Source organism: Sphingomonas sp. 1185, assembly GCF_040544655.1.
Taxonomy (GTDB): domain Bacteria; phylum Pseudomonadota; class Alphaproteobacteria; order Sphingomonadales; family Sphingomonadaceae; genus Sphingomonas.
On the sequence record NZ_JBEPKL010000002.1, the window covers coordinates 1 to 20532 of the forward strand.

A 20532-nucleotide genomic window follows, 5' to 3' on the forward strand; every position below is an offset into this window, starting at 1 on the left:
GTTGGGGGCCGTGCGGAGGACGTGGTGTGGCGGTGTTCCGCCGCCAGCTGCCGGGCGAGCAGCTGCACGAGTTCGGCCAAAGCCTTCTCGCTTTTTGCATTTTTCACCCACGAGATCCGCGCAATGGCCATGGGGCGGTGATAGGAAGACAAAAATCAGGCGTGCATCAACGATACACAATCGTTAGATCGTATTTCGATGGCCCATCGAAAGCCCGCCCGGATGCGCCTCCCGCCTGGCTATGCCAGGCTCAAGGACAACCTTGGCCAGATCATCCGGGCGCACCGGCTGGCCGGCACCGGCACAGATGGGCCTCTGCCGCCCAAGCTCTTCGCACACCGCGTCGGCATTAGCCGGGTAACGCTGTCGCGGATTGAGCATGACCGAGCCTGGCCACGCTCCGAGACGCTGGAGGCAATCATCGACATTTTCGGGATCGACTGGTCTGATGTTGCCGAGCCCGGTGTGACGCGCTCACCACCTCGGCGGATACCCTCATCGTCGAACTGCGAATAATAATAGCGCTCGAACCCGGTCGACCCCGGGCGCTGCCGGAAGGGCCGGGCAGGATCGTCCTTGCGGAAAACCTGCAGCTGCCCCGAGCCATCGCAAAAATTCTTCAGATAAGTGACCGGCACATAATGGTGACGTTTCGGCATCGAGAAGAACATAGCCAAAACATCGGCGCGCTGCGAGGCTGATTCTGGCCGCGTCGATCATTTGGGATCAAATTGAACGGCTTAGGCGCTGCGAAAAAGGCGGCGTGCGCATCTTCAACGGCGCGACACACTGGGCGATCCGGCTCGATACCGGTGACCTCATTTCAGGCCGACTATAAGGCGTGGCTGGCGGCCGAGCCGAAGGTGCCGTTGGCTATCTTCCGGTAGAGCGTGGACCGGCAAAGCCCGGTCTGGCCGAGGACGGCCTTCAGACGCAGGATGCGGTCGGGGTTGGCGGACATGGCATCACCTCGCAGTTCTTTGGAAGGGAGCCGGCAAGGTCCTACTTTTCCATGATTGGCAGGAGAGCTTCGCTGGGGTCCTGACGGCACTGTCGAGGGACATTCAGACAGCAGAGCGATGCCGTCTCCTGCGATGCCGCAGGACCGGGCTCTACGCCGCTGGCGCGTCGCCGAGCCGTGCCGTCTCGGCCCATGCGGGTTGCGATCCCTGACGGGTGACGGTGCGGCCTCCGCACCGTCAGCGGACAGCGTGGGGGGCACGCTGGCGTTGCGCGCCTGGCGCGTCTGGCGAGGGTGGGCGTCACGGCCCTGTAGTCCCGCCGCGGCGTGCTGCAACCGGCTGCGCCGGTCCTCCACTTCGTTTCGGCCCATTGGGTGCAGCCAGCCTCGTATCGGCGGGACTGTCGGTCCGCTCCTGCCGCCCACCCCCGCCATTCCGGCCGGGCTGCGGTGGTTTTGAAGGAGTGAGGATCATGTCCAGGACCATCGACCACCGTCAGACCCTCTATGCCGAGGTGACGGCATCCGGGGCGGCAAGCAGGGGGGCAGCATCGTGCGACAGGGCGACGCGATCGTCGCCGATGTCGCGCAGGTGGATCCGGGATTCTTCGATGTCTTCGACCTGCCGATGCTGCGCGGCGACGGGCGGCGCGCGCTGGCGGACCCGTCCGGCGCGCTGCTCAGCCGGACCGAGGCGCGCAGGCTGTTCGGGGATGCCGACCCCATCGGACAGAGCCTGACCATCGCGGTCGATACCCCCGAAAGCTACCGGGTCGCGGGGATCTTCGAGGATCTGCCCCGGAACAGCGACCTGCAAATCTCGATCCTGATTCCGATGCCGCGCAAGCCGCCGCCCGCGCGGTGGGATTGGTATAAATGGGGCACGGTCGATGCGATGACCTATCTGCGCTTTCCCGATGCCGTGACCGCGCGCGCGTTCGAGGCGCGGATGCCCGCCTTCATCCGGCGCCATGCCGGACAGGATCTGGGCCCCGATCCCGCCAAGGTGATTTCCCTGCCGCTGCTGCCCATCGCGCGCTTCCATCTCGAGCCGCCGGGCGGCGCCGAGGTCGGCGCGCGCAAGCTGACCGTGGTGACGCTGGGGCTGGTCGGGCTGCTGACCCTGCTGATCGCGATCATCAACCATGTGAATCTGGCGACCGCGCAGTCTGGGCTTCGGGCGCGCGAAGTGGCGATGCGCAAGGTGCTGGGGGCGGATCGCGCCCGGCTGATCCGCCAGTTCCTGGGCGAGGCGGTGGCGATGGCGGCGGTCGCGACGCTGGCGGGCATGATCCTGGCCGAGCTGAGCCTGCCGCTGGTCAATGCGGCGGGCGGATTGTCGCTGGCCTTTCCCTATGCGCTGGCCCTGCCGATCCTGGCAGGCATGGCGCTGGCCGTCGGGGTGATGGCGGGCGTCTATCCGGCGATGGTCCTGTCGCGCTTCCCGGCGGCGGCGGTCCTGGCCTCCGCGCACGCGCCGGGGGGCGGGCGGGCGGGGATGCGCGGTCGTGAGGCGCTGGTCGTGATCCAGTTCGGGCTCGCCATCGCCTTCCTGATCGCCACGACGGTCCTGGTCGCGCAGACGCTGCATGTGCGGCGATCCGATCTGGGCTTTCGGCGCGAGGGGCTGATGCTCATTCCCTCGCTCGCCGACAAGCGCATCTTTCCGGATCAGGCACGCCCGATCCTGGCGGCCTTTCGCCGCCTGCCCGGTGTCGTCTCGGTCGGGGCAGCTTCCTCGGCGCCGGGGGGCGGATCGGAGAATGTGGACATGCTCGACCTGCCGGGGCGAGCGCCGCTGACGATCGGCAATCTGATCGTCGGGCCCGATTTCTTCCGGACCTATGCCCCCATATTGCTCGCCGGGCGCGTGTTCGACGATGCCCACCGCGCCGACGACGCCAGCGACTGGACCCGGTGGAAGGACGGACGCAACGTCGTCATCAACCGGCCCGCCGCGCGCGCGCTGGGTTTCCGCAGCCCGGCGGAGGCGATCGGCAAGACCGTGGGGCGCGGCAATCCCCGGACGATCATCGGAGTGATCGACCAGCTGCGCTTCGGCTCGCCCCGCGCGCCTGACATGGTCACCTTCTATCAATATCACCGCGACGGGCCGCCGAATGCGATCGCGGCCATCCGCTATACCGGGGACGCGTCGGTCATGCTGGCGCGGGTGCGGGCGACCTGGCGTCGGCTGGCACCTCAGATACCGCTGGACGCGCGGACCGCCGACCAGCGGCTGGCGGAATTCTATACGAGCGACGATCAGGCGGCCCGCCTGTTCGCGATCGGGGCGGCCATGTCGGTTCTGATCGCCTGTGTCGGCCTATGGGGCCTTGCCTCGTTCGACACCGCGCGGCGGGTGCGGGAGATCGGTATCCGCAAGACCCTGGGGGCGTCGTCGGCGGATATCGTGCGGTTGCTGCTGCTCCGCTTCCTCCGGCCGATCCTGATCGCGAACCTGCTGGCCTGGCCGCTGGCCTATGTGGCGCTGCGCCTGTGGCTGGCGGGGTTCGGCGACCGGATCGCATTGTCGCCGCTCCATTTCGTCGCGCCCAGCCTGGGGGCGATCGTCATCGCCGTGGCGACGGTGCTGGGGCAGGCCGTGCGCGCCAGCCGGGCGACTCCGGCCTGGGCGCTGCGTCAGGGGTGAGCGGCGGTGCCCCCCGGCCTGCGCCGGGGGGGCTCGACGTTTATTCCGCCGCGACCCGCATGGGCTCGGCACCTTCCATCGGCTTCAGGCCCAGTTTGGCGAACAGCGCAGCGTCGGCATCGTCGCCCGCATTGCCCGCGGTCAGCAGCTTGTCGCCGGTGAAGATCGAGTTCGCCCCCGCCAGGAAACAGAGCGCTTGCGTCGCCGCCGACATGCTCTCGCGCCCCGCCGACAGGCGGACCATGCTCATCGGCATGGTGATGCGCGCGACGGCGACCGTGCGGACGAACTCGATGTCATCGATCCGCGCCAGCGGCGTGTCGGCGAGCATGTCGCCCAGCACCGTGCCCTTGACCGGGACCAGCGCATTGACCGGCACGCTTTCCGGGTGGCACGGCAGGGTGGCGAGCGCATGGACGAAGCCGACGCGATCGCCGCGCGTCTCGCCCATGCCGACGATACCGCCGCAGCACACCGAAATGCCCGCCTCGCGCACGTTGGACAGCGTCTCCAGCCGGTCCTCGAAGCAGCGCGTCGTGATGACGTTGGCGTAGTTCTCGGGGGAAGTGTCGATATTGTGGTTGTAATAGTCGAGCCCCGCTGCGGCCAGCCGCTGCGCCTGGGGGGCGTCGAGCATCCCCAGCGTCATGCAGGTCTCCAGCCCCATGGCCTTCACGCCTTCGACCATGGCGACGACCTTGTCCATGTCGCGCTCCTTCGGGCTCCGCCAGGCCGCCCCCATGCAGAAACGCTGCGAACCCGCCGCCTTGGCCTCGGCGGCGGCCGCCAGCACCGCCTGCACGTCCATCAGCTTTTCCGCCTTCACGTCGCTCTCCGCCGAGGCGCTCTGCGAGCAATATCCGCAATCCTCGGGGCAGCCGCCGGTCTTGATCGAGCACAAAGTGCATAGCTGCACCTCGTCGGCGGCATGATGCGCGCGGTGGACCTCGGCGGCGCGAAACAGCAGTTCGGTGAAGGGCAGGTCGAACAGCGCGGCGATCTCGGCGCGGGTCCAGTCGGTGCGCAAATGCGCCTCGGGGCGAAGCGCTATGGTCGTCGTCATTACGTCTGGTCCTGTCCTTCGCCCGTCTCGGGCGGCATGTTATGGCCGAGCAGCCTCAGCCCGTCCTCGGCCGCGTCGCAGGGCGCCTGATAGTCTCGCCATGGGGCAAGGTCACCCGGTATGTCCCGGTTTTCTTCCGGCAATCCGGCCTAGCAACCTTGGCACGCCGCGTGATAGGACGCGTTTTCATCTTTGTTAAGATGTCCAATTTAATGACGGTTCGTTATCGATCGGCGGTGGGGGCCGCAAAAATTGCTGTCCATGTTCAAAGCGCTGCGGCTGGTCATGCTGGCCGTCCTGATCGGCCTTGCGCCGGGAATCGCGTCGGCCGCCGGCGTCGATCTCCATCGCTCGGTGTGCAGCGCGGCGCTGCCGGACAAGGCGGGCGATGCCGCGATCGCCGCCGCGTCCTATCGCTGCGGCGCCGAGGCCCCGACCGACAGCGACCAGTGGCTGTGGCTGCGGCTGGACCCGTCGCATCTCGGGGGGCTGGCCTCGCCGTGGAGCCTGCTGGTCGACCAGGTGCGATTCGACCGCATCGCCGTGCTGAGCGTGACCGACCGGGGCATGACGCGCCGGAGCTGGTCATCCTCCGAGCTGGGAGGCAACTGGGCGCCGGGGGGGCTGCTGAAATTCCCGATGACGGTGCCCGGTCGTGACATTCGCGGCCTGTATCTGGGCTTTCGGCGGATCGACGACCTGTCGCTGATGCGCAAGGTCGTGGCGATGCCGGGTTCGGCGCTGACCACGGGCGAGGTGAAGTGGCTGTTGCTGATCGGGCTCTTCACCGGGACGCTGCTCTCGGCCTTCCTCTACAATCTCGTCATCCATACCGGGCGGCGTCTGGCGTTTCAGCGCTGGTATCTGCTCTGGGTCTCCGTCTCGCTCGCTTATGGGCTGGTCTGGACCAATGCGGCGGCCTTTGTGGTGCCGCAGCTGGTCGGCCCGGTGGCGTTCCGGCTGGATTATGTGCTGGTCGGGCTGATGGTGGCGGCGTGCAACATGTTCTTTTTCTCGGTGATCGAGGAGGGGATATTGCCGCGCGGCTTCGTCCGGGCGGGGCGCGTGCTGGCCGTGGCGGGGGCGGTGATGGGCTTCGTGGCGGCGGCGGACATGTGGTTTCCGGTCATCCTCACCGACCGCCTGCTCAACTATGTGATCGCGGGAACCTCGGCGATCATCGCGCTGTCCTGCGGCATCGCGGTGCGGCGCGGCAGCCGGGTCATCTGGTTCTACATGATCGGCTGGGGGCCGGTCATCTGCCTGTTCCTGCTCCGTCTCGCGCGCAATCTGGGCTTCGCACCCCAGAACGACCTGGTCGACCTGGCGACCTTCGCCGCGCTGGCCTTCGAGGCGCTGGTCCTGTCGCTGGCGATCGCCGACCGGTTCCGCCTGATCCGCCACCAGCTCGAACTCGCGCGCCAGCGCCGCGAGGTCGACATGGCGGAGACCAAGACGCTGCGGATCGCCGCGCATACCGACTTCCTGACCGCGCTGGGCAACCGCGCCGCGTTCCAGCAGCACGCCAACGACCTCATCAAGGGCCATGTCCCGTTCAGCCTGTTCCTCATCGACGTCGATTATCTGAAGGACGTCAACGACCGGCTGGGCCATGCCAGCGGCGATGCCCTGCTGCTCAGCGTCGGCTCGGCCTTGTCCCAGGCCACTAGGCTGTTGCCCGACGTCCGGGTGGCGCGGATCGGCGGCGACGAATTCGCCATATTGTGTCCCGGATCGGTCGAGGCCGAAACCGCGCTGTCCGAGGCGATCATGACCATCCAGGGCGACCGCTGGCACCCGACCGACAGCAACTGCACCCTGTCGCTCAGCATCGGCGCGGCGCGCTATCCGGACGATGCCGACGCGCTCGACATGCTGTATCAGAATGCCGATCTGGCGCTCTATACCGCCAAGCGGCTCGGACGCGCGCGCTATATCCGGTTCGATCCGTTGCAGCGCAGCCTGCGCGACCTGCAACTGGAATTCACCAGCGATGTCGAGGCCGCGCTCCAGCGGGGCGAGTTCCAGCTCTATCTCCAGCCGATCGTCTCGCTGGAGACCACGCGGGTCTGCGGCTATGAAGCGCTGCTCCGCTGGAACCACCCACGTTACGGCCTGATGGCGCCCGACCGCTTCGCCGATGTGCTGGTGGCGGAACGGATCGGCCTGCGCATCCAGGAACATGTCCTCGAACTCGCGCTGCTCCAGCTACGCGAGCATGGCGAGCGGATGGGCGTGCTGAGCGTGAACTTCACCTCGGCCCAGCTCTCGGGCCCGCGCTCGGCGCGCAATGTCCTCGACCGGCTCGCGCATCACGGTATCGCGGCGTCGCGACTGTGCGTCGAGGTGACCGAAGGGGTGATGCTCGACCGGACGGCGGACACGATATTGGCCAATCTCCGTATCCTGCACGATGCGGGCGTGACGATCGCGCTCGACGATTTCGGCACCGGCTATGCCTCGCTGGTGCATCTCCGCCGGTTGCCGGTGGACCGGATCAAGATCGACTGCTCCTTTGTGTCGAGCATCGAGCAGTCCGAGGGGGGGACGATGGCGATCGTCCGGGCGATCGTCGGCATGGGCACCGGTCTGGGCAAGGTCGTGGTCGCCGAAGGGATCGAGAGCGAGGCGCAGGCGCTGTGCCTACGCGACCTGGGGTGTCAGCTGGGGCAGGGGTTCCTCTATGGCCGCCCCGCACCCGGCCTGGTGGCGGATCCCCTGCGCGTGGCCGCCGGACCGGCCGCAGCCAATGACGTGGCGCAGGTGGCGGCGGCCCACCACTAAGCCCGAATGGCGGGCGGCCTGCCCCCGAGTGGGACAAACCGGCCCTTTCGGCCGCAAATGGCGATGCGGTATTCCGCGTTAACATAGTTTATGGAGGCGGCCGTCGCGCTCGGCCTCGGGCGGGCCTGACCCTTTCTCCCGCTTTTCTTGGAACCAGGATCGCCTCTTGGCTGCATGCTCTATGGACGGATCGGACGTGGACGGCGGCACGGCGCTTTCCCGCTTCTGCGCGCTGGCCCGGCAGCTTTTCGCCATGCCCCATGCCTTTGTCCTGCTGGAAGAGGGGGGCGAATACCGCCTCGTCGCAGGATCGCGGGGCGAGGATCGGGATGACGAACGCATTCTGCACGACGAGGTGATGCGTCGTCGCGCGGTGAAAGTGCTCGAAGTGCAGGAAGACGGCGGCACCACGGCCTTTCGGGCTGCGGCACCGCTGATGCGCGCGGATGGCGGATGCGCGGGGGTGCTGGCGCTCGGCGACCGGGGGCCACGGCGTTGGGACGCGCGGTCGTCAGCACTGCTCGAACGGCTGGCGGCGGACGCGGCAGCCCTGTGGCAGCGCGAGGCGGAGAGCGCCGCCACCACCGCCCGGCTGCGCGATCAGCTGGCCGAGACGCGGCAGGAACTGCACGAACTGGCGGATCATGGCGCGCATGCCCGCATGTTGAGCCGCCAGATGCCCTGGACCGCCGATCCGAACGGCAGCATCCGCGAGGTGGACCCGCGCTGGCTGACCCTGACCGGGCGCACGGCCGAACAGATATTGGGCGAGGGCTGGACCAGCGCGGTTCACCCCGACGACCTGCCCGTCATCGCCGCGGCGTGGCAGCGGGCCCTGTCGACCGGAGCCTCGACGGGGGTCGATGCGCGCGTGCGGATGCAGGACGGGGCCTATCGCTGGTTCAACACCCGCTCCGCCCCGCGTCTGGGGGAGGATGGTTCGATCTATCGCTGGTACGGGACGATCGAGGATATCCATGATCGCGTCATGGCCGAGCAGGCGCTGAGCGAAAGCGCGGCCTTTACCCGCAACGTGCTGGAAAGCACGACCGATTGCGTGGTCGTCATCGATCGCGACTGGCGGATCACCTATCTGAATGCGCGGGCGTCGAAATTCTTTCGCCCGTTCCGCGCGGCGGCGGTCGGCGACGCGGTCTGGGATCGCTTCGCCGAGTATCGCAAGAGCGACCTGGCCCAGCGCCTGAAGGTGGCGATCGGCACCGGCCAGCCCAAGCGGTTCGAGATGCACCTGTCCGACCCCGATATCTGGCTGCATATCCACGCCTGTCCGGTCGCCGAGGGACTGGCGATCTTCTTTCGCAACATCACCAAAAGGATACGCGACCGCGAGCGGCTCGTCCGGCTGGCGCATTGCGACCCGCTGACCGGGCTGGCAAACCGGACCTTGTTCAACCAGGTGCTGGAAAGCGCCTTTGCCGGGCGGACCGAACGGCCGGTCGATGTCCTCATGCTCGACCTCGATTTGTTCAAGGAGGTCAACGACACGCTGGGCCATCCGGTCGGCGATGCGGTATTGTGCGCGGTCGCGGAGCGGTTTCGGTCGGTGATGGGCGAGGGGGACGTGCTCGCGCGGCTGGGCGGTGACGAGTTCGCGGTCATCCACTGGCCCGATCCGGCGGGGGGCAGCGCGATCGCGCTGGCGCATCGGCTGCTTGCCTGCTTCGCCGCGCCCTTCCCGCTGGAGGATACGGCGATCCGGCTGGCGGCCAGTATCGGCGTGGCGTCCTCGGTTCAGGCGCAAGGCTCGGCGAACGAGCTGTTCAAATCGGCCGATATCGCGCTCTACCGCGCCAAGGAGGCGGGAAGGGGAACGATCCGCGTCTTCGACTGCCCGATGGCGGCGCGCGTGCGCGACCGTCAGGTCATGAAATATGATCTGGAAGCGGCGCTGTCGCGTGACGAATTGCGGCTGGTCTATCAACCGCTGCTCGACCTGAAATCCGGTCGGATCACGGGGGCCGAGGCGCTGCTCCGCTGGCATCATCCGACCCGTGGCGAGGTGCTGCCCGCCGATTTCGTCCCGCTGGCCGAGGAAACCGGCCAGATCGTGGCGATCGGCGACTGGGTCGTGGCGACGGCATGCCGCGATGCCGTGAAATGGCCCGGCGATGCGACCGTCGCGGTCAATCTGTCGGGCGTGCAGTTGCGCGACGACCTGCTGCCGTCGCGGGTGCTGTCCGCGCTGTCGCGATCGGGGCTGGCGGCGGAGCGGCTGGAGCTGGAAATCACCGAGTCGATCCTGATGAGCGACAGCGACGGCACCATGGAAAAGCTGCATCGCCTGCGCCGGCATGGCGTTCGCATCGCACTCGACGATTTCGGGACGGGCTATTCCTCGCTCTCCTATCTGCGTCGTTTCCGTTTCGACAAGCTGAAGCTCGATCGTTGCTTCGTCGATGACATCGGCCGATCGCCCCAGTCGGACTCGATCGTGCGCGCGGCGTGCGAAATGGGACGCGCCTTTGCGATGACGATGACGGCGGAAGGCGTGCAGACGCCCGAACAGCTCGAATGGCTGCGCGCGCATGGCTGGTCGCAGGCACAGGGTTACCTGATCGCCCGCCCCCTGGAGGCGGACGCGTTCCTGCGTCACATGGTGGCGTACAACCGCTAGGTCGGATCGCCGTTACAGGCGTCATGCCTGATCGTCCCGCCCCGAACCGACCCGTTACCGCCCGGCGGCGCAATGCCGGGCGATGAAGTCGGCATGGGCGGGGATATGGCCGACCGCCGCGCGGGTCACGGTCGCGATCCGCTCCAGCCGCGCGCGCAGTTCCTCGATCGGGATGCCCGCCGCGATCGGGTCATAGGTGCCGGGGTGAAGTCCCTGTCCATCCATCACCGCCAGCCAGCTCGTCTTGGTGAACAGTTCGTCGCCCTCGCGGAACACGCGCCCGGTGCGGTCGTAGATCGCGATCCGCTCGGCCAGCGAGTCCGGGATCGGCATCGCCGCCAGCTGCCGCCAATAGGGGGTGTCGCGCCGTTCGGTCGCGTGGAAATGCAGGATCAGGAAGTCGCGGATGCTTTCGAACTCGGCCGCCATCAGCCGGTTGTAACGCCGGGTATCCGCCGCCTCGAACGCACGGGTCGGCAGCATTTCTAGCAGGCGCGCGATCCCCGCCTGGATCAGGTGGATGCTGGTCGACTCGAGCGGCTCCATGAACCCGCTCGCCAGCCCCAGCGCCACGCAATTGCCGATCCAGAAACGGTCGCGGCGCCCGGTGCGGAACCGGAGCAGTCGCGGTTCGGCCAGCGGCTCGCCGTCCAGATGTGCGAGCAGCGTCGCGGTCGCCTCGTCGTCGGAGATATGACGGCTGGCATAGACATGGCCGTTGCCCGTCCGGTGCTGAAGCGGGATGCGCCACTGCCATCCCGAACCATGCGCGGTGGAGCGGGTGAAGGGGACAGGCGGTCCCGCCGGAGCGGTCGGCACCGCCACCGCGCGGTCGTTGGGCAGCCAATGGCCCCAATCCTCGAACCCCGCGCCCAGCGTCTCCCCGATCAGCAAGCCGCGAAAGCCGGTGCAGTCGATGAACAGATCCGCGGCGATACGGGTGCCGTCGGCCAGCACGACCGCCGCGATGCGCTCCGGCCGGGCGTCGCGCGCCACCTCGACCACGCGGCCCTCTTGCCGGACCACGCCCTGCGCTTCGGCATGGCTGCGCAGGAACCGCGCATAGAGCGCCGCGTCGAAGTGAAAGGCATAGCCGATATGGGCCAGCGGAGTATTGCCCGGCTGCGGCCGCATGAACCGTCCCGCCCGGGCCGCCGCCGCGCAGATCGAATAGGCCTCTAGCGGCGCGGCTTCGCCCGCCAGCCGCAACCGCTGCCACATCGCCTCGAACGGCACCGCGCCCCGGTCGACGCCGTGCACGCCGAAGGGGTGGAAATAGCGATGGCCGGGACGCAGCCAGTCGACGAACTCGATGCCCAGCTTGAACGTGCCCTGCGTGGCGCGGACGAAGCTGTCCTCGTCGATGCCGAGCAGCGCGTTGAACGCCTGGATCGGGGGGATGGTCGCTTCGCCGACGCCGACGGTGCCGATCTCCTCGGACTCGACCAGCGTGATGGCCGGGCCCCGCGGTCCCAGCACGCGGGCCAGCGCGGCGGCGGCCATCCATCCGGCGGTCCCGCCGCCGATGATCGCGATCCGGGCGATCGGTCCGTCCTGGTCGTCGCGTCGGCTCATGCGTCCATCCGGCATTGCAGGAAGAGATTGCCGGTCAACCGGCCATGGCGCGGGTCCGCCGCCCTATCGGGCAGCGCGGTGATCTGGCCCGAATGGAGCAGCGCCGCGCGGTAGAGGATCAGCCGGTCGGGCCGGGCGGGGATCGCCTCGATCCGCACGAAGGCCGGGTCGTCGCCGGTGCAATAGCCCGGCGGCGGGGCGGGGTCCGTCGCCCGCGCCGCCTGATAGGCAGGCAGGCGCGCGGCATCGATGGTCTCGAACCCCGTCGCGCGGTGGCGGAAAAAGGCGGTGCCATCCGCTTGGTCGGCCGACAGGAAATGCACGGTCGCGAATTGCAGGCGGTCGGCGGTGTCGACATGCGGCGCGCGCTGATCCTCGCTCAGATCGGCGGCGGGCGTGGTGACGAGCGAGAAATTGCCGCGGGCACGGGCCGGACGAACCGGCGCGCCGGTGAAATGCGCGGCGATCAGCGGCAGCACCGCGCGCACCATCGCATCGATATAGGCGACCGGCGCAGGTCCCAGCAGGCCGGGATAGCCGCTGCTTACCGATGCAGCGGGCGCGAAGGCGGAGCGGCTGGCGGCGAAATCGCGCAGCGCCGCCATCTGCCCCGACGCCCGGTCGACGATCAGCACGGGTTCGCGCTCCCGCCCGATCCGCAACAGGGTGAAGGCGGCCTCGGCGCCGAAGAAGGAGAATGCCGGGGGCGGCAAGGTGGCCATGGCGATCGTCCCGCAAAAAATACCGGCATGTCCTTGCGATAAGGACATGCCGGCAGTCGGGGATCAATAGGTCGCGCGCAGCGACAGGCCGAAGCGGCGGTCGTTCAGCTGATATTGCAGCGGCTGGCCGATGGTACCGATATAGGTGACGTTCATGCGGTTTGTCAGGTTCACCGCATCCGCCGACAGCGCGATATGGCTGTTCACATTGACGCTGACCGAGGCGTCGAGCGAGGCATAGGGCTTGGCATATTGCGGCTGGTTGGTGCCCGCGCCGAAGGTCTGGTCGAGATAGCTCGACCGCCAGTTATAGGCGAGGCGCGCGGTCAGCGGCCCCTTTTCGTACAGGCCGATCAGATTGTAATTATGCTTGGACAGCTTCTCCAGCGGCAGCTGGGTCGACATGCCCGATCCGGCGACCGCGAACGGGTTGGTCACGTTGGAGTCGACATAGGTATAGTTGGCCTGCACGCCGAACCCGCTGAGCAGCCCCGGCAGGAAGTCGAAGAATTGCTGATAGCCGATCTCGGCACCCTTGATCGTGCCCTTGCCCGAATTCAGCACCGTGCTGACGTCATAGGCGCGCCCCTGGAAATTCTGGACGACCACGCCGCTGGCCAGGAAGCCGTCGACCTTCTTGTAGAACAGGCCGCCGGTCAGCGAGCCGGTCGGCGCGAAATACCATTCCGCCGTCAGGTCGAAATTGCCCGAAGAGATCGGGTTCAGGCGCGGATTGCCCGAGCTGGCGCTGGGGCGGCCGGTGATCGGGTTGACCTGGTTGGGATTGTTCAGCGTCAGGTTGGTCGATAGCTGGTCGAAGTTCGGCCGCGCCAGCCCCTTGGAATAGGCGAAGCGCATCTGGAACTCGTCGGTCAGCCGGGCGCGGATGTTCACGCTGGGCAGCGCGCGGGTATAGCTTTTCTGGACCGCCAGCGGCGAGGTGGTGCCGTTGGAATTGAACTGGGTCCCGAACGAGGTCAGGTCGGTCTTGACCAGCCGGACGCCCGCGCCGCCGTCGAAGCGCACGCCGCCCGCCGTGAATGCGAAGTCGCCCGCGCCCCAGACCGTATAGGTCTTTTCGGTCTGCGCATTCAGGTCGCCCGGCGTGAACGCGTCCTTCGTCTTGGCGCCGAACAGCGCATAGAGCGCCTTGGTCTGCGCCCAGACCCCGTCGCCCGCCGGGAAGGCGGGATAGAGCAGCCCGCCGGTGACGGTGCGTCCGTCGAAGAAATTCTTGGACGGGCCCTGCATCGCCAGCTGCGGATTGCGGCTGAGCGGGATGAGCGCGGTGCCGTCGGGGGCCGAGCAGGACGGGTCGGGGCCGGTGGCGTACAGGCAGACGCCGTTCCAGGTGCCGCGCAGGTTGATCGAATTGTCCGAATAGCGCGCGCCGCCGCGCAGCTTCTGCAGGAAGCCGCCCTCCAGGTCATAGTCGATGTCATAGGCCAGCGCGAGCGTGTCGGCGTCGTTCCGCTGCAACGCGTCGGCGATATAGGGGGTGGCGTAATTGGCCGGGTTGGTCAGCAGCGCCTTGTCACGGACATCCCATTGTGGACGGCTGCCGCGCAGGTCGAAATCGATGGTCGACGGATGCGGCGATCCGGTCGTCGTATTCTGGCCGGTCGCGGTGAACAGCGTCAGGACATGGCCGTTGCGATCGGCGTTGTAATAGCTCTTCAGATACTGGACGTCGAAATGCACCTTGGCGCGGTCTGTCGCCTGCCAGTCGGCGCCCAGCGTGAAATTCTGGCTCTGGCTCCACAGCTGCTGGTCGAAGCGACCCGACTCGAAATTCTGGCCCTGGAGCGACCCCGATGTGGCGTAGCCATCCTTGTTGAAGGTGAAATTGGACCCCGGCAGCGGGCTCGACTGGCTGCCGCCATTGACGGTGTAGAAATAGGCGCCGCGCCGGTTGAACCAGTATTTGGCGAGCTGATACTGGCCGGTGATCAGCAGATTGTCGGCGGCGCGCCACTGGATCGCGGTCGCGACGCCTAGGCGGCGGCGGTCGCCCAGATCGTCATAGACCTGCATGCCCATCGGCGCCTTGGCATTGGCGGGCGCGCCCGCGATCGATCCGGCGGGGATCGGCTGCTGCGGATTGGCGAGGATGCCGTCCTGACGGTAATAGCTGGTCGAATAGACCGCGTTCACCAGCAAGCCGATCTCGCCGATGCCGGTGTCGAACCGGTTGCTGTACAGGCCCGAGGTGGAATAGCCGAACTTGTCCGCACGGTCATAGTAATTGCCGCGAATGGTGCCGCTGATCGTCTGGCCGGGCTTGTCGAAGGGCAGGCGGGTGCGCAGGTTCACCGCGGCGCCCACACCGCCCTCGATGATGTTGGCGGGGGCGTTCTTGTACACGTCGATGCCCGCCAGCAATTCGGGCGGAATCCCCTCCAGATCGAAGGCGCGACCGCCCGAGGCGGAATAGATGGCGCGGCCGTCGAGGAAGTTCTGCACCTGGGTCAGGCCGCGCACGGTGATGGCGGGTGAGGTGCGGTGGTCGAAATCGGTCGCGCCTTCGCCGTAACGGCGCTGGATCTGGACGCCGGTGATGCGCTGCAACGCCTCGGTCGTGTTGGCGTCGGGCAGCTTGCCGATATCCTGCGCCTGCACCGAGTCGACGATCTGATTGGCGTTGCGCTTGAGCGCCTGCGCCGACCGAAGGGACTCGCGCACGCCGGTGACGACGATGTCCTGGTCGGAGACGCCCTGCGCGACCTGGGTGGCGTTCAGTGCGCCCGTGGGCTTGGTCGGGTCGCGGCCCGCCTCGACGCGCAGGCCGCCGCCCTGCATCGGTGTCGCGTCGCCGGTCTGCGCCTGTGCGCCACCGCTGAACCCGCTTATGGCCAGAGCCGCCATGGATGCACCGATCAGCCAGCGCGATTGCAAATCTCGCATATATCCTCCCCCAATGTCCGGCCGCTCTTCGCGGCTCGACTGGGATCATGCCATATCGGCAAATGACTGACAAATAGAAGTTGCGGCCCGTCACCTGCTCAGATTAAGGATGGGGAAGCAAATCGCTCATTTTTCAGCAGAAAAATTGTGAAAACGGCTGTGTCTTGCGCATAGTGGCGAGCGTCGCTGATGTTCCTGCCGACCATCTGCGAGTGCCGATGAAGCGGAAATGAGTCGTTGCAGCCTTTTCATCAGACAAAATAACACGGTTGGGTCACCGGGCACGACAACGCGATTCGGCGGCGCGGTCGACCCGGTCGGCCGTTCGCGTTCGGCATGGCGCCCGGTCATGAAAGCATGCCGGATGGCGATCCGTGAGTGGGGCGCGGCGCTGCTGATGCCGGACCGCGCCGGACGGCTTTATCCATGCCAGCCCGGGCGGAGCGCCACGCGCAGGATGCGGTCGTTCGCCGCCAGGAACAACGCGCGGCCGCCCTCGCCAAAGGCGCAGTTGGCGATCGGCGCGTCCTGTTCGATCAGACCGAGCGGCTCGGCCTCCGGTGTCATCAGCATCATGCCGCCGGGCACCGAGCAGACCAGCGTGCCGTCGCGCGCGACCTTCATGCCGTCGGGCAGTCCGGCGCCGCCCGCCGCCAGCATCGACCGCGCATCGAGCAGCACGCGCCGCCCGCGCGCCATGCCCTTGGCGTCCAGATCATAGACCATGATCCGGGGCGCGGCTTCGTCCGAAACCGAGACATAGAGGCGGCGCTCGTTGGGCGACAAGGCGATGCCGTTGGGGCGGGTCAGATCGCCGTCGATCAGGTCGATCCGGCCATCGGGGCGGCGGCGATAGACGCCGTTGACCGTCTGTTCCTTCAGCGCCGACGTGTCGCCGTCCTTCAGGCCATAGGGTGGATCGGTGAACCAGATCGTCCCGTCGCGCGCGACATGCAGATCGTTGGGGCTGTTGAAGCGCTTGCCCGCATGGCGATCGGCCAGCACGATGCGGCGGCCGGTGGTCAGGTCGACCCGGTCGATCGATCGCCCGCCGCTATTGGCGATCAACAGCGCGCCGTCCCCGTCCAGCGCCAGCCCGTTGGCGCCGGGCTCGCGGACCAGCGCCGGATCGGTGCCCGGTGCGCCCGACGGATCGAGCACGACCGACACCGCGCGGCCGCGCTGCCACCGGCGGACGATATTGGCGGGCGGATCGGAGAAGAGGAGATAGCCGCCACGCGGCACCCATAAGGGCCCCTCGGCCCAGCGTATGCCGGTCGCGATCACCTCCGGCTCGCTCCCCGGCGCGATCATCCGGTCGAGCCGCGGCGAAAGGCGGCGGAGGCGCGGGGTCGTCTCCGCACCCGCGGGCGCGGCGAGCATGGCGAGACCGGCGGCAAGCACGGAGCGGCGGGAGAGTGTCATGATTTCGGCAGCTTGCGGGAAAAGCGGTCACCCGGCAAGCGGGCGGACCGGGGCGTCATCGCCGGGCCTTGCCGCGCGTGACCGTCACCCGCATCGTCACGCTCCGCTGCGACGGCGCGACCTCCTCGTCACGGGTCATGTCGAGGACGGGGCGACCATCGGCGGCCCAATGGACCCGGCGCAGGCGCGTGTCGCGACCATTGCCGCCCACCCCGTCGCCCCAGCTGTGATAGACGTAGAGCGGATTCCCGTCCTCGTCGGTGGTGAATGCGCCGTGGCCGACCCCTTGTTCGTACCGGCGATAGTCGACGACGCCCTTGGGCATCGGCTCGCTATGCTGGAGCGGCGCGTTCCATTTGTGCCAGTTGTCGATCCGCGTCGGGTCCTCCCCGTCGCGGAGCCATGCGCCGCCGACGACATAGGTCGGGCTGACCCCCGAGCTGGAATAGATCAGATGGGTGCGTCCGCCATGATGGAGGGCAAAGGCCCCTTCGGACAGATTTTCCTCGAAGGACCGTGTCGGCGCGACGATCGGGCGCGGGGTGGAGGTGAGGCGGGTGGGATGCGCCGGATCGACCCGTGCGATCCAGGTCAGCGGATCGCCCAGCGGGCCCTGGCCGGGCAGATAGCGCTGCGACCAGGTGTAATAGGCCTTCCCGCCGATCGTGACATAGGACATGTCGAGGCTGATGTTGCGGGCGAATTCGGCGCGACCCAGCGGTGATCCGTCCGCCTTTCGAATGGCGGCGGGCCGCGACCAGTCGGCGGGGTCGGCGGGATCGCCGCCGGGCCGCAACTGCATGATATGCGACGCCACCCGGTCCCAGGCGCCGTCCTTGTTCGACTGATCGTCCTTGGGGTTGAAGCAGGGCGCGAACAGGATGGACAGCCGCCCGCCAATCTCGTGCAGTTCGGGCGCCCAATAGCATCCGGCGATCACGCGTCCCTCGGCGGTACGGTCGCGCCGGGTCAGGCGGTTGAGCAGGTCGACCTCGCGCCCCCGCCCGCCATGGTCGTCGGCCAGCGCCGCGATGCTGTCCGCGACCCGGATCGGCAGATGGACCGATCCGACATTGTCGTTGTTCGTATCGTCGGTCGCGATGAACAGATAACGGACCCGGCCGTCCCGTGCGTAGGGATAGATGACCGGATCGGCGCGGTTATAGGCGAAGATGGCCGGATAGACGGGCTGGCGGACGGTCCCCCGCACGACATAATGCCCCGGCCCGCCGCGGGCGACCCGCGCCAGATCGGCGGAGTCCCAGTCGACGCCCCGTGTCGCGGACGATCCGTCCGAATAGGTGAGGCGCGCCCGCGCTTTCGCCAGCTGGGGGATTTGCGCGATCGTGATGCGGCGCGGGTCGACCATGGCTCGCAGATTGACGATCCGGCCATAGCGATCGGCCAGCGCGGCGGCGGTCCGGCTGTCGAGCGGCAGGGCGGCGTCGTCCTCCGCCATTCCGGCGACCTCGCCCGCCTGCACCGCACCGACATTGCCCGCCGCGACGATGCGCATCCGGCGTCCATCATGATCGGGGAAGAAGGGCGTCGCCACCCGCTCGGTCCGTGCCAGATCGGCGACGCTGGCCCAATGCGGCTTGCCCGCATCGTCACGCCAGGCGACCCGATAGCGCCGCGCGGCACTGTCCCAGATCGCACGCGGGGCGACGACGCCGCCGGTCGTGCCAAGGTCGATCAGCCCCAGTTCGGTGAAGTCGGCGGGACTGGCGGGATCGCTCTTGAACACCAGCGCGCTCGACCGCTGCGACTTATCCGGCTTTCCCGCCAGATCGACCCGCGTTGCGATGACGCCCAGGCTGCCATCGGCGAAATGGAACAGCGAAGGGGTGACGATCCCGCGATGCTCGACCCGGTCGACCCCGACATATTCGCCGATGGGAAAGAGGATGCCGTAATTCGCGTTGAGCGGGGTTGCGGCGCCATCGCCGGTGGCAAGCGCCAGATGGACCGAGCGGGCGATGATCGGCTGGTTCGCGTCATGCGCATCGGTCGGGCTGCGACCATAGGCCGACAGGCGCGGCGCGGATCGGGGCAGGAGGGTGACGGTGAAGCGCTTCTCCTCGGCCCCGGCCCCGGCCGTGACGCGACGCCCGGTCAGCGTGACGCGAACCGGCCGATCGCCGCGAAGGACCAGGCGATCGCCATCCAGCACCGGTCGGTCGGCGGACCAGCGTATCGCTCCCTCGGGCGAGACGGGCAGGCGGCTGCCCGATGCCATGACCGGCGGCACGATCCAGGGGGACGCTTGCGCCGCGACCGGCTGGGCGGAGCCGGGGGCGGCCATGACGATCAGCGGCCAGGCGGCGGCGCGAAGCAACCCGCTCATCGCTCCGCACCGCTGGTCGGCGCGGCGGGGCTCCAGCGGGCGACCAGCGCGTCCCGTTCCTTGGCGGTGATCGACAGGACCGAGCCGTGACGCGGCGAGGCGGGCAGGCGGAAATCCTTGGGATAGGTCCATCGGATGGTGCCGCGCAGCGACCGGGTGGCGAGCGGGATGTAACCGACGCCGCCATAATTATCGACCCAGAGGAAATATCGGAACCCGCTGGTGTCGCCCGGATTGGCGACGAAGGCGCTCGGCCCCTCGACCTCGGGCGTCCCCGCCTTTCGGCCGATGCAGCGGTCGATGGTGTGCCACGCACCCGAATGGCCGGTAGCGCGCAGCGTGCGGGAACGCTGACCCATGATGTCCGACGAAGGACAGCCCGACACCTCCGACACCTTGGTGAAGCGGTAATAGTCCGCGCCGTCCTTGAGCACGGTGGAGTCGATCATGCCCTTGTCTTTCACCAGAAAGGGCAGGTCGGCGGCCTTGAACCAGGGGCGGGGCGGGGTGAAATGGCGGAAGTCGCGGGTGGTGGAGATCAGGATTTGCGGCCCATTGCCGTCACTGGTCCGGTGGCTGGCATCGGTGAACAGGGTCGATGTCCAATAGACGACATAGGCCTGGATCGTCGGGTCATAGGTCGCCTCGGGCGCCCAGGTCATGCCCGCTTGGGGAAGGTTGACCTTCACATGACGCTGCTCGCTCCAGTGGACGAGGTCGGTCGATTCCCAGATTTCCAGGTAATGGCTGCCCTTGTCGGTCGCGCCGCCCCAGCCGCTGCGCCCCACCGACAGGTCGGTCGCCAGCAGGAAGAAGCGGTCGCCCTCCGCCGATCGCAGGATGAACGGATCGCGCAGGCCCATCGTGCCCTTGCTCGACTCCAGGACCGGCCGTGCGCCGTTCAGCTCCCGCCATCGCAGCGCATTGTTGCCGTCCGAAACCGCAAAGCGCAGCTTCTCGCCCTCCACCGTGTCGGAATGGAAATAGACGAACATATAGGCGCTCATGTCGGCGGGACGCGGCGCGGCGGCGGCCAGGACCGTCAGGTCGAGCGGGACCATGACCGGCGCGGCCCCCGGCGCGGTGACGGTCGCGGTCAGCCGAACCCGGCGGTCGGTCCGGCCGCGATGGACCACGCCCTTGCGGACCCGAACGTCGCCCCGGCCCCGGTCGCTGTCCGACAGGATCGCCGGGGCCGACGAGCGCCAGCCTATCGTGACGAGACGGGCCTGCGGGTCGTCGGATGTGGCGGCAAGATCGGCGGCGGTATCGGGCAGGGTGATGCTGCCCCGGATCGGCACGGTCAGCGCGGGATCGCGACGGATCGCATCCGCCACCCGGTACACCAGCGCCGTCGCGTCATCGGCGGGCACTGCCACTGGAGGGGTCGGTGCGGCGGGCATCGCCCATGTCGGAGTGATGGCGACGCTGGCCAACGCCAGCAAAAGCCCTTGCCCGCGCCC

12 protein-coding genes and 1 pseudogene are annotated in these 20532 nt (G+C 67.9%); 4 read left to right on the plus strand and 9 right to left on the minus strand.

Annotated elements, in window-relative coordinates; genetic code table 11:
- Positions 1–198: 198 nt before the first annotated feature.
- Complete coding sequence (locus ABIC44_RS02345) at positions 199–516, plus strand: helix-turn-helix domain-containing protein (RefSeq protein WP_354293390.1); 318 nt, start codon at positions 199–201, stop codon at positions 514–516.
- Between the two features lie 41 nt (positions 517–557).
- Here ABIC44_RS02345 and ABIC44_RS02350 read toward each other — a convergent pair.
- Together ABIC44_RS02350 and ABIC44_RS02355 are read right to left on the minus strand one after the other, a co-directional pair.
- A pseudogene (locus ABIC44_RS02350) lies at positions 558–671 on the minus strand (DUF4238 domain-containing protein); the annotation flags it as partial.
- 161 nt (positions 672–832) lie between these two features.
- Positions 833–961, minus strand: coding sequence for a helix-turn-helix transcriptional regulator (locus ABIC44_RS02355; protein WP_502959812.1), 129 nt, complete (start codon positions 959–961; stop codon positions 833–835).
- Positions 962–1514: 553 nt separating this feature from the next.
- On the opposite strand from ABIC44_RS02355, the gene ABIC44_RS02360 reads away from it, so the two are divergent.
- Positions 1515–3614 carry an FtsX-like permease family protein gene (locus tag ABIC44_RS02360; RefSeq protein ID WP_354293391.1) on the plus strand — a complete coding sequence of 700 codons (2100 nt, stop codon included), beginning with the start codon at positions 1515–1517 and terminating at the stop codon, positions 3612–3614.
- A gap of 40 nt (positions 3615–3654) precedes the next feature.
- On the opposite strand, the gene bioB is transcribed toward ABIC44_RS02360, so the two are convergent.
- Positions 3655–4677, minus strand: a complete 1023-nt coding sequence (gene bioB / locus ABIC44_RS02365) for a biotin synthase BioB (RefSeq protein WP_354293392.1) — start codon at positions 4675–4677, stop codon at positions 3655–3657.
- A 261-nt stretch (positions 4678–4938) separates the two neighbouring features.
- On the opposite strand from bioB, the gene ABIC44_RS02370 reads away from it, so the two are divergent.
- Together ABIC44_RS02370 and ABIC44_RS02375 are read left to right on the plus strand one after the other, a co-directional pair.
- Complete coding sequence (locus ABIC44_RS02370) at positions 4939–7461, plus strand: putative bifunctional diguanylate cyclase/phosphodiesterase (RefSeq protein WP_354293393.1); 2523 nt, start codon at positions 4939–4941, stop codon at positions 7459–7461.
- Between the two features lie 181 nt (positions 7462–7642).
- A complete protein-coding gene (locus ABIC44_RS02375; RefSeq protein WP_354293394.1) occupies positions 7643–10096 on the plus strand; it encodes a putative bifunctional diguanylate cyclase/phosphodiesterase in 2454 nt (817 codons plus the stop codon).
- Positions 10097–10150: 54 nt separating this feature from the next.
- On the opposite strand, the gene ABIC44_RS02380 is transcribed toward ABIC44_RS02375, so the two are convergent.
- The 6 genes from ABIC44_RS02380 to ABIC44_RS02405 form a co-directional block, all read right to left on the minus strand.
- Positions 10151–11671, minus strand: a complete 1521-nt coding sequence (locus tag ABIC44_RS02380; protein WP_354293395.1) for a tryptophan halogenase family protein — start codon at positions 11669–11671, stop codon at positions 10151–10153.
- Positions 11668–12393, minus strand: coding sequence for a DUF6445 family protein (locus ABIC44_RS02385; RefSeq protein ID WP_354293396.1), 726 nt, complete (start codon positions 12391–12393; stop codon positions 11668–11670). Before ABIC44_RS02385 ends, ABIC44_RS02380 begins: the two co-directional genes overlap by 4 nt.
- A gap of 63 nt (positions 12394–12456) precedes the next feature.
- On the minus strand, positions 12457–15258 hold the full coding sequence (locus tag ABIC44_RS02390; protein ID WP_354293397.1) for a TonB-dependent receptor: 2802 nt from the start codon (positions 15256–15258) through the stop codon (positions 12457–12459).
- Positions 15259–15717: 459 nt separating this feature from the next.
- On the minus strand, positions 15718–16722 hold the full coding sequence (locus tag ABIC44_RS02395) for an SMP-30/gluconolactonase/LRE family protein (protein WP_354293398.1): 1005 nt from the start codon (positions 16720–16722) through the stop codon (positions 15718–15720).
- 55 nt (positions 16723–16777) lie between these two features.
- Positions 16778–19069, minus strand: a complete 2292-nt coding sequence (locus tag ABIC44_RS02400; protein WP_354293399.1) for a family 43 glycosylhydrolase — start codon at positions 19067–19069, stop codon at positions 16778–16780.
- Positions 19066–20472 carry a family 43 glycosylhydrolase gene (locus ABIC44_RS02405; RefSeq protein ID WP_354293400.1) on the minus strand — a complete coding sequence of 469 codons (1407 nt, stop codon included), beginning with the start codon at positions 20470–20472 and terminating at the stop codon, positions 19066–19068. Before ABIC44_RS02405 ends, ABIC44_RS02400 begins: the two co-directional genes overlap by 4 nt.
- Positions 20473–20532: the final 60 nt, after the last annotated feature.

Bases quoted from the DNA above. Each gene is read 5' to 3' on its own strand.
- ABIC44_RS02380 (WP_354293395.1), bottom strand. From the start codon at position 11,671: ATGAGCCGACGCGACGACCAGGACGGACCGATCGCCCGGATCGCGATC.
- bioB (WP_354293392.1), bottom strand. From the start codon at position 4,677: ATGACGACGACCATAGCGCTTCGCCCCGAGGCGCATTTGCGCACCGAC.
- ABIC44_RS02390 (WP_354293397.1), bottom strand. From the start codon at position 15,258: ATGGCGGCTCTGGCCATAAGCGGGTTCAGCGGTGGCGCACAGGCGCAG.
- ABIC44_RS02375 (WP_354293394.1), top strand. From the start codon at position 7,643: ATGGACGGATCGGACGTGGACGGCGGCACGGCGCTTTCCCGCTTCTGC.
- ABIC44_RS02400 (WP_354293399.1), bottom strand. From the start codon at position 19,069: ATGAGCGGGTTGCTTCGCGCCGCCGCCTGGCCGCTGATCGTCATGGCC.
- ABIC44_RS02370 (WP_354293393.1), top strand. From the start codon at position 4,939: ATGTTCAAAGCGCTGCGGCTGGTCATGCTGGCCGTCCTGATCGGCCTT.
- ABIC44_RS02345 (WP_354293390.1), top strand. From the start codon at position 199: ATGGCCCATCGAAAGCCCGCCCGGATGCGCCTCCCGCCTGGCTATGCC.
- ABIC44_RS02395 (WP_354293398.1), bottom strand. From the start codon at position 16,722: ATGACACTCTCCCGCCGCTCCGTGCTTGCCGCCGGTCTCGCCATGCTC.
- ABIC44_RS02385 (WP_354293396.1), bottom strand. From the start codon at position 12,393: ATGGCCACCTTGCCGCCCCCGGCATTCTCCTTCTTCGGCGCCGAGGCC.
- ABIC44_RS02355 (WP_502959812.1), bottom strand. From the start codon at position 961: ATGTCCGCCAACCCCGACCGCATCCTGCGTCTGAAGGCCGTCCTCGGC.
- ABIC44_RS02405 (WP_354293400.1), bottom strand. From the start codon at position 20,472: ATGCCCGCCGCACCGACCCCTCCAGTGGCAGTGCCCGCCGATGACGCG.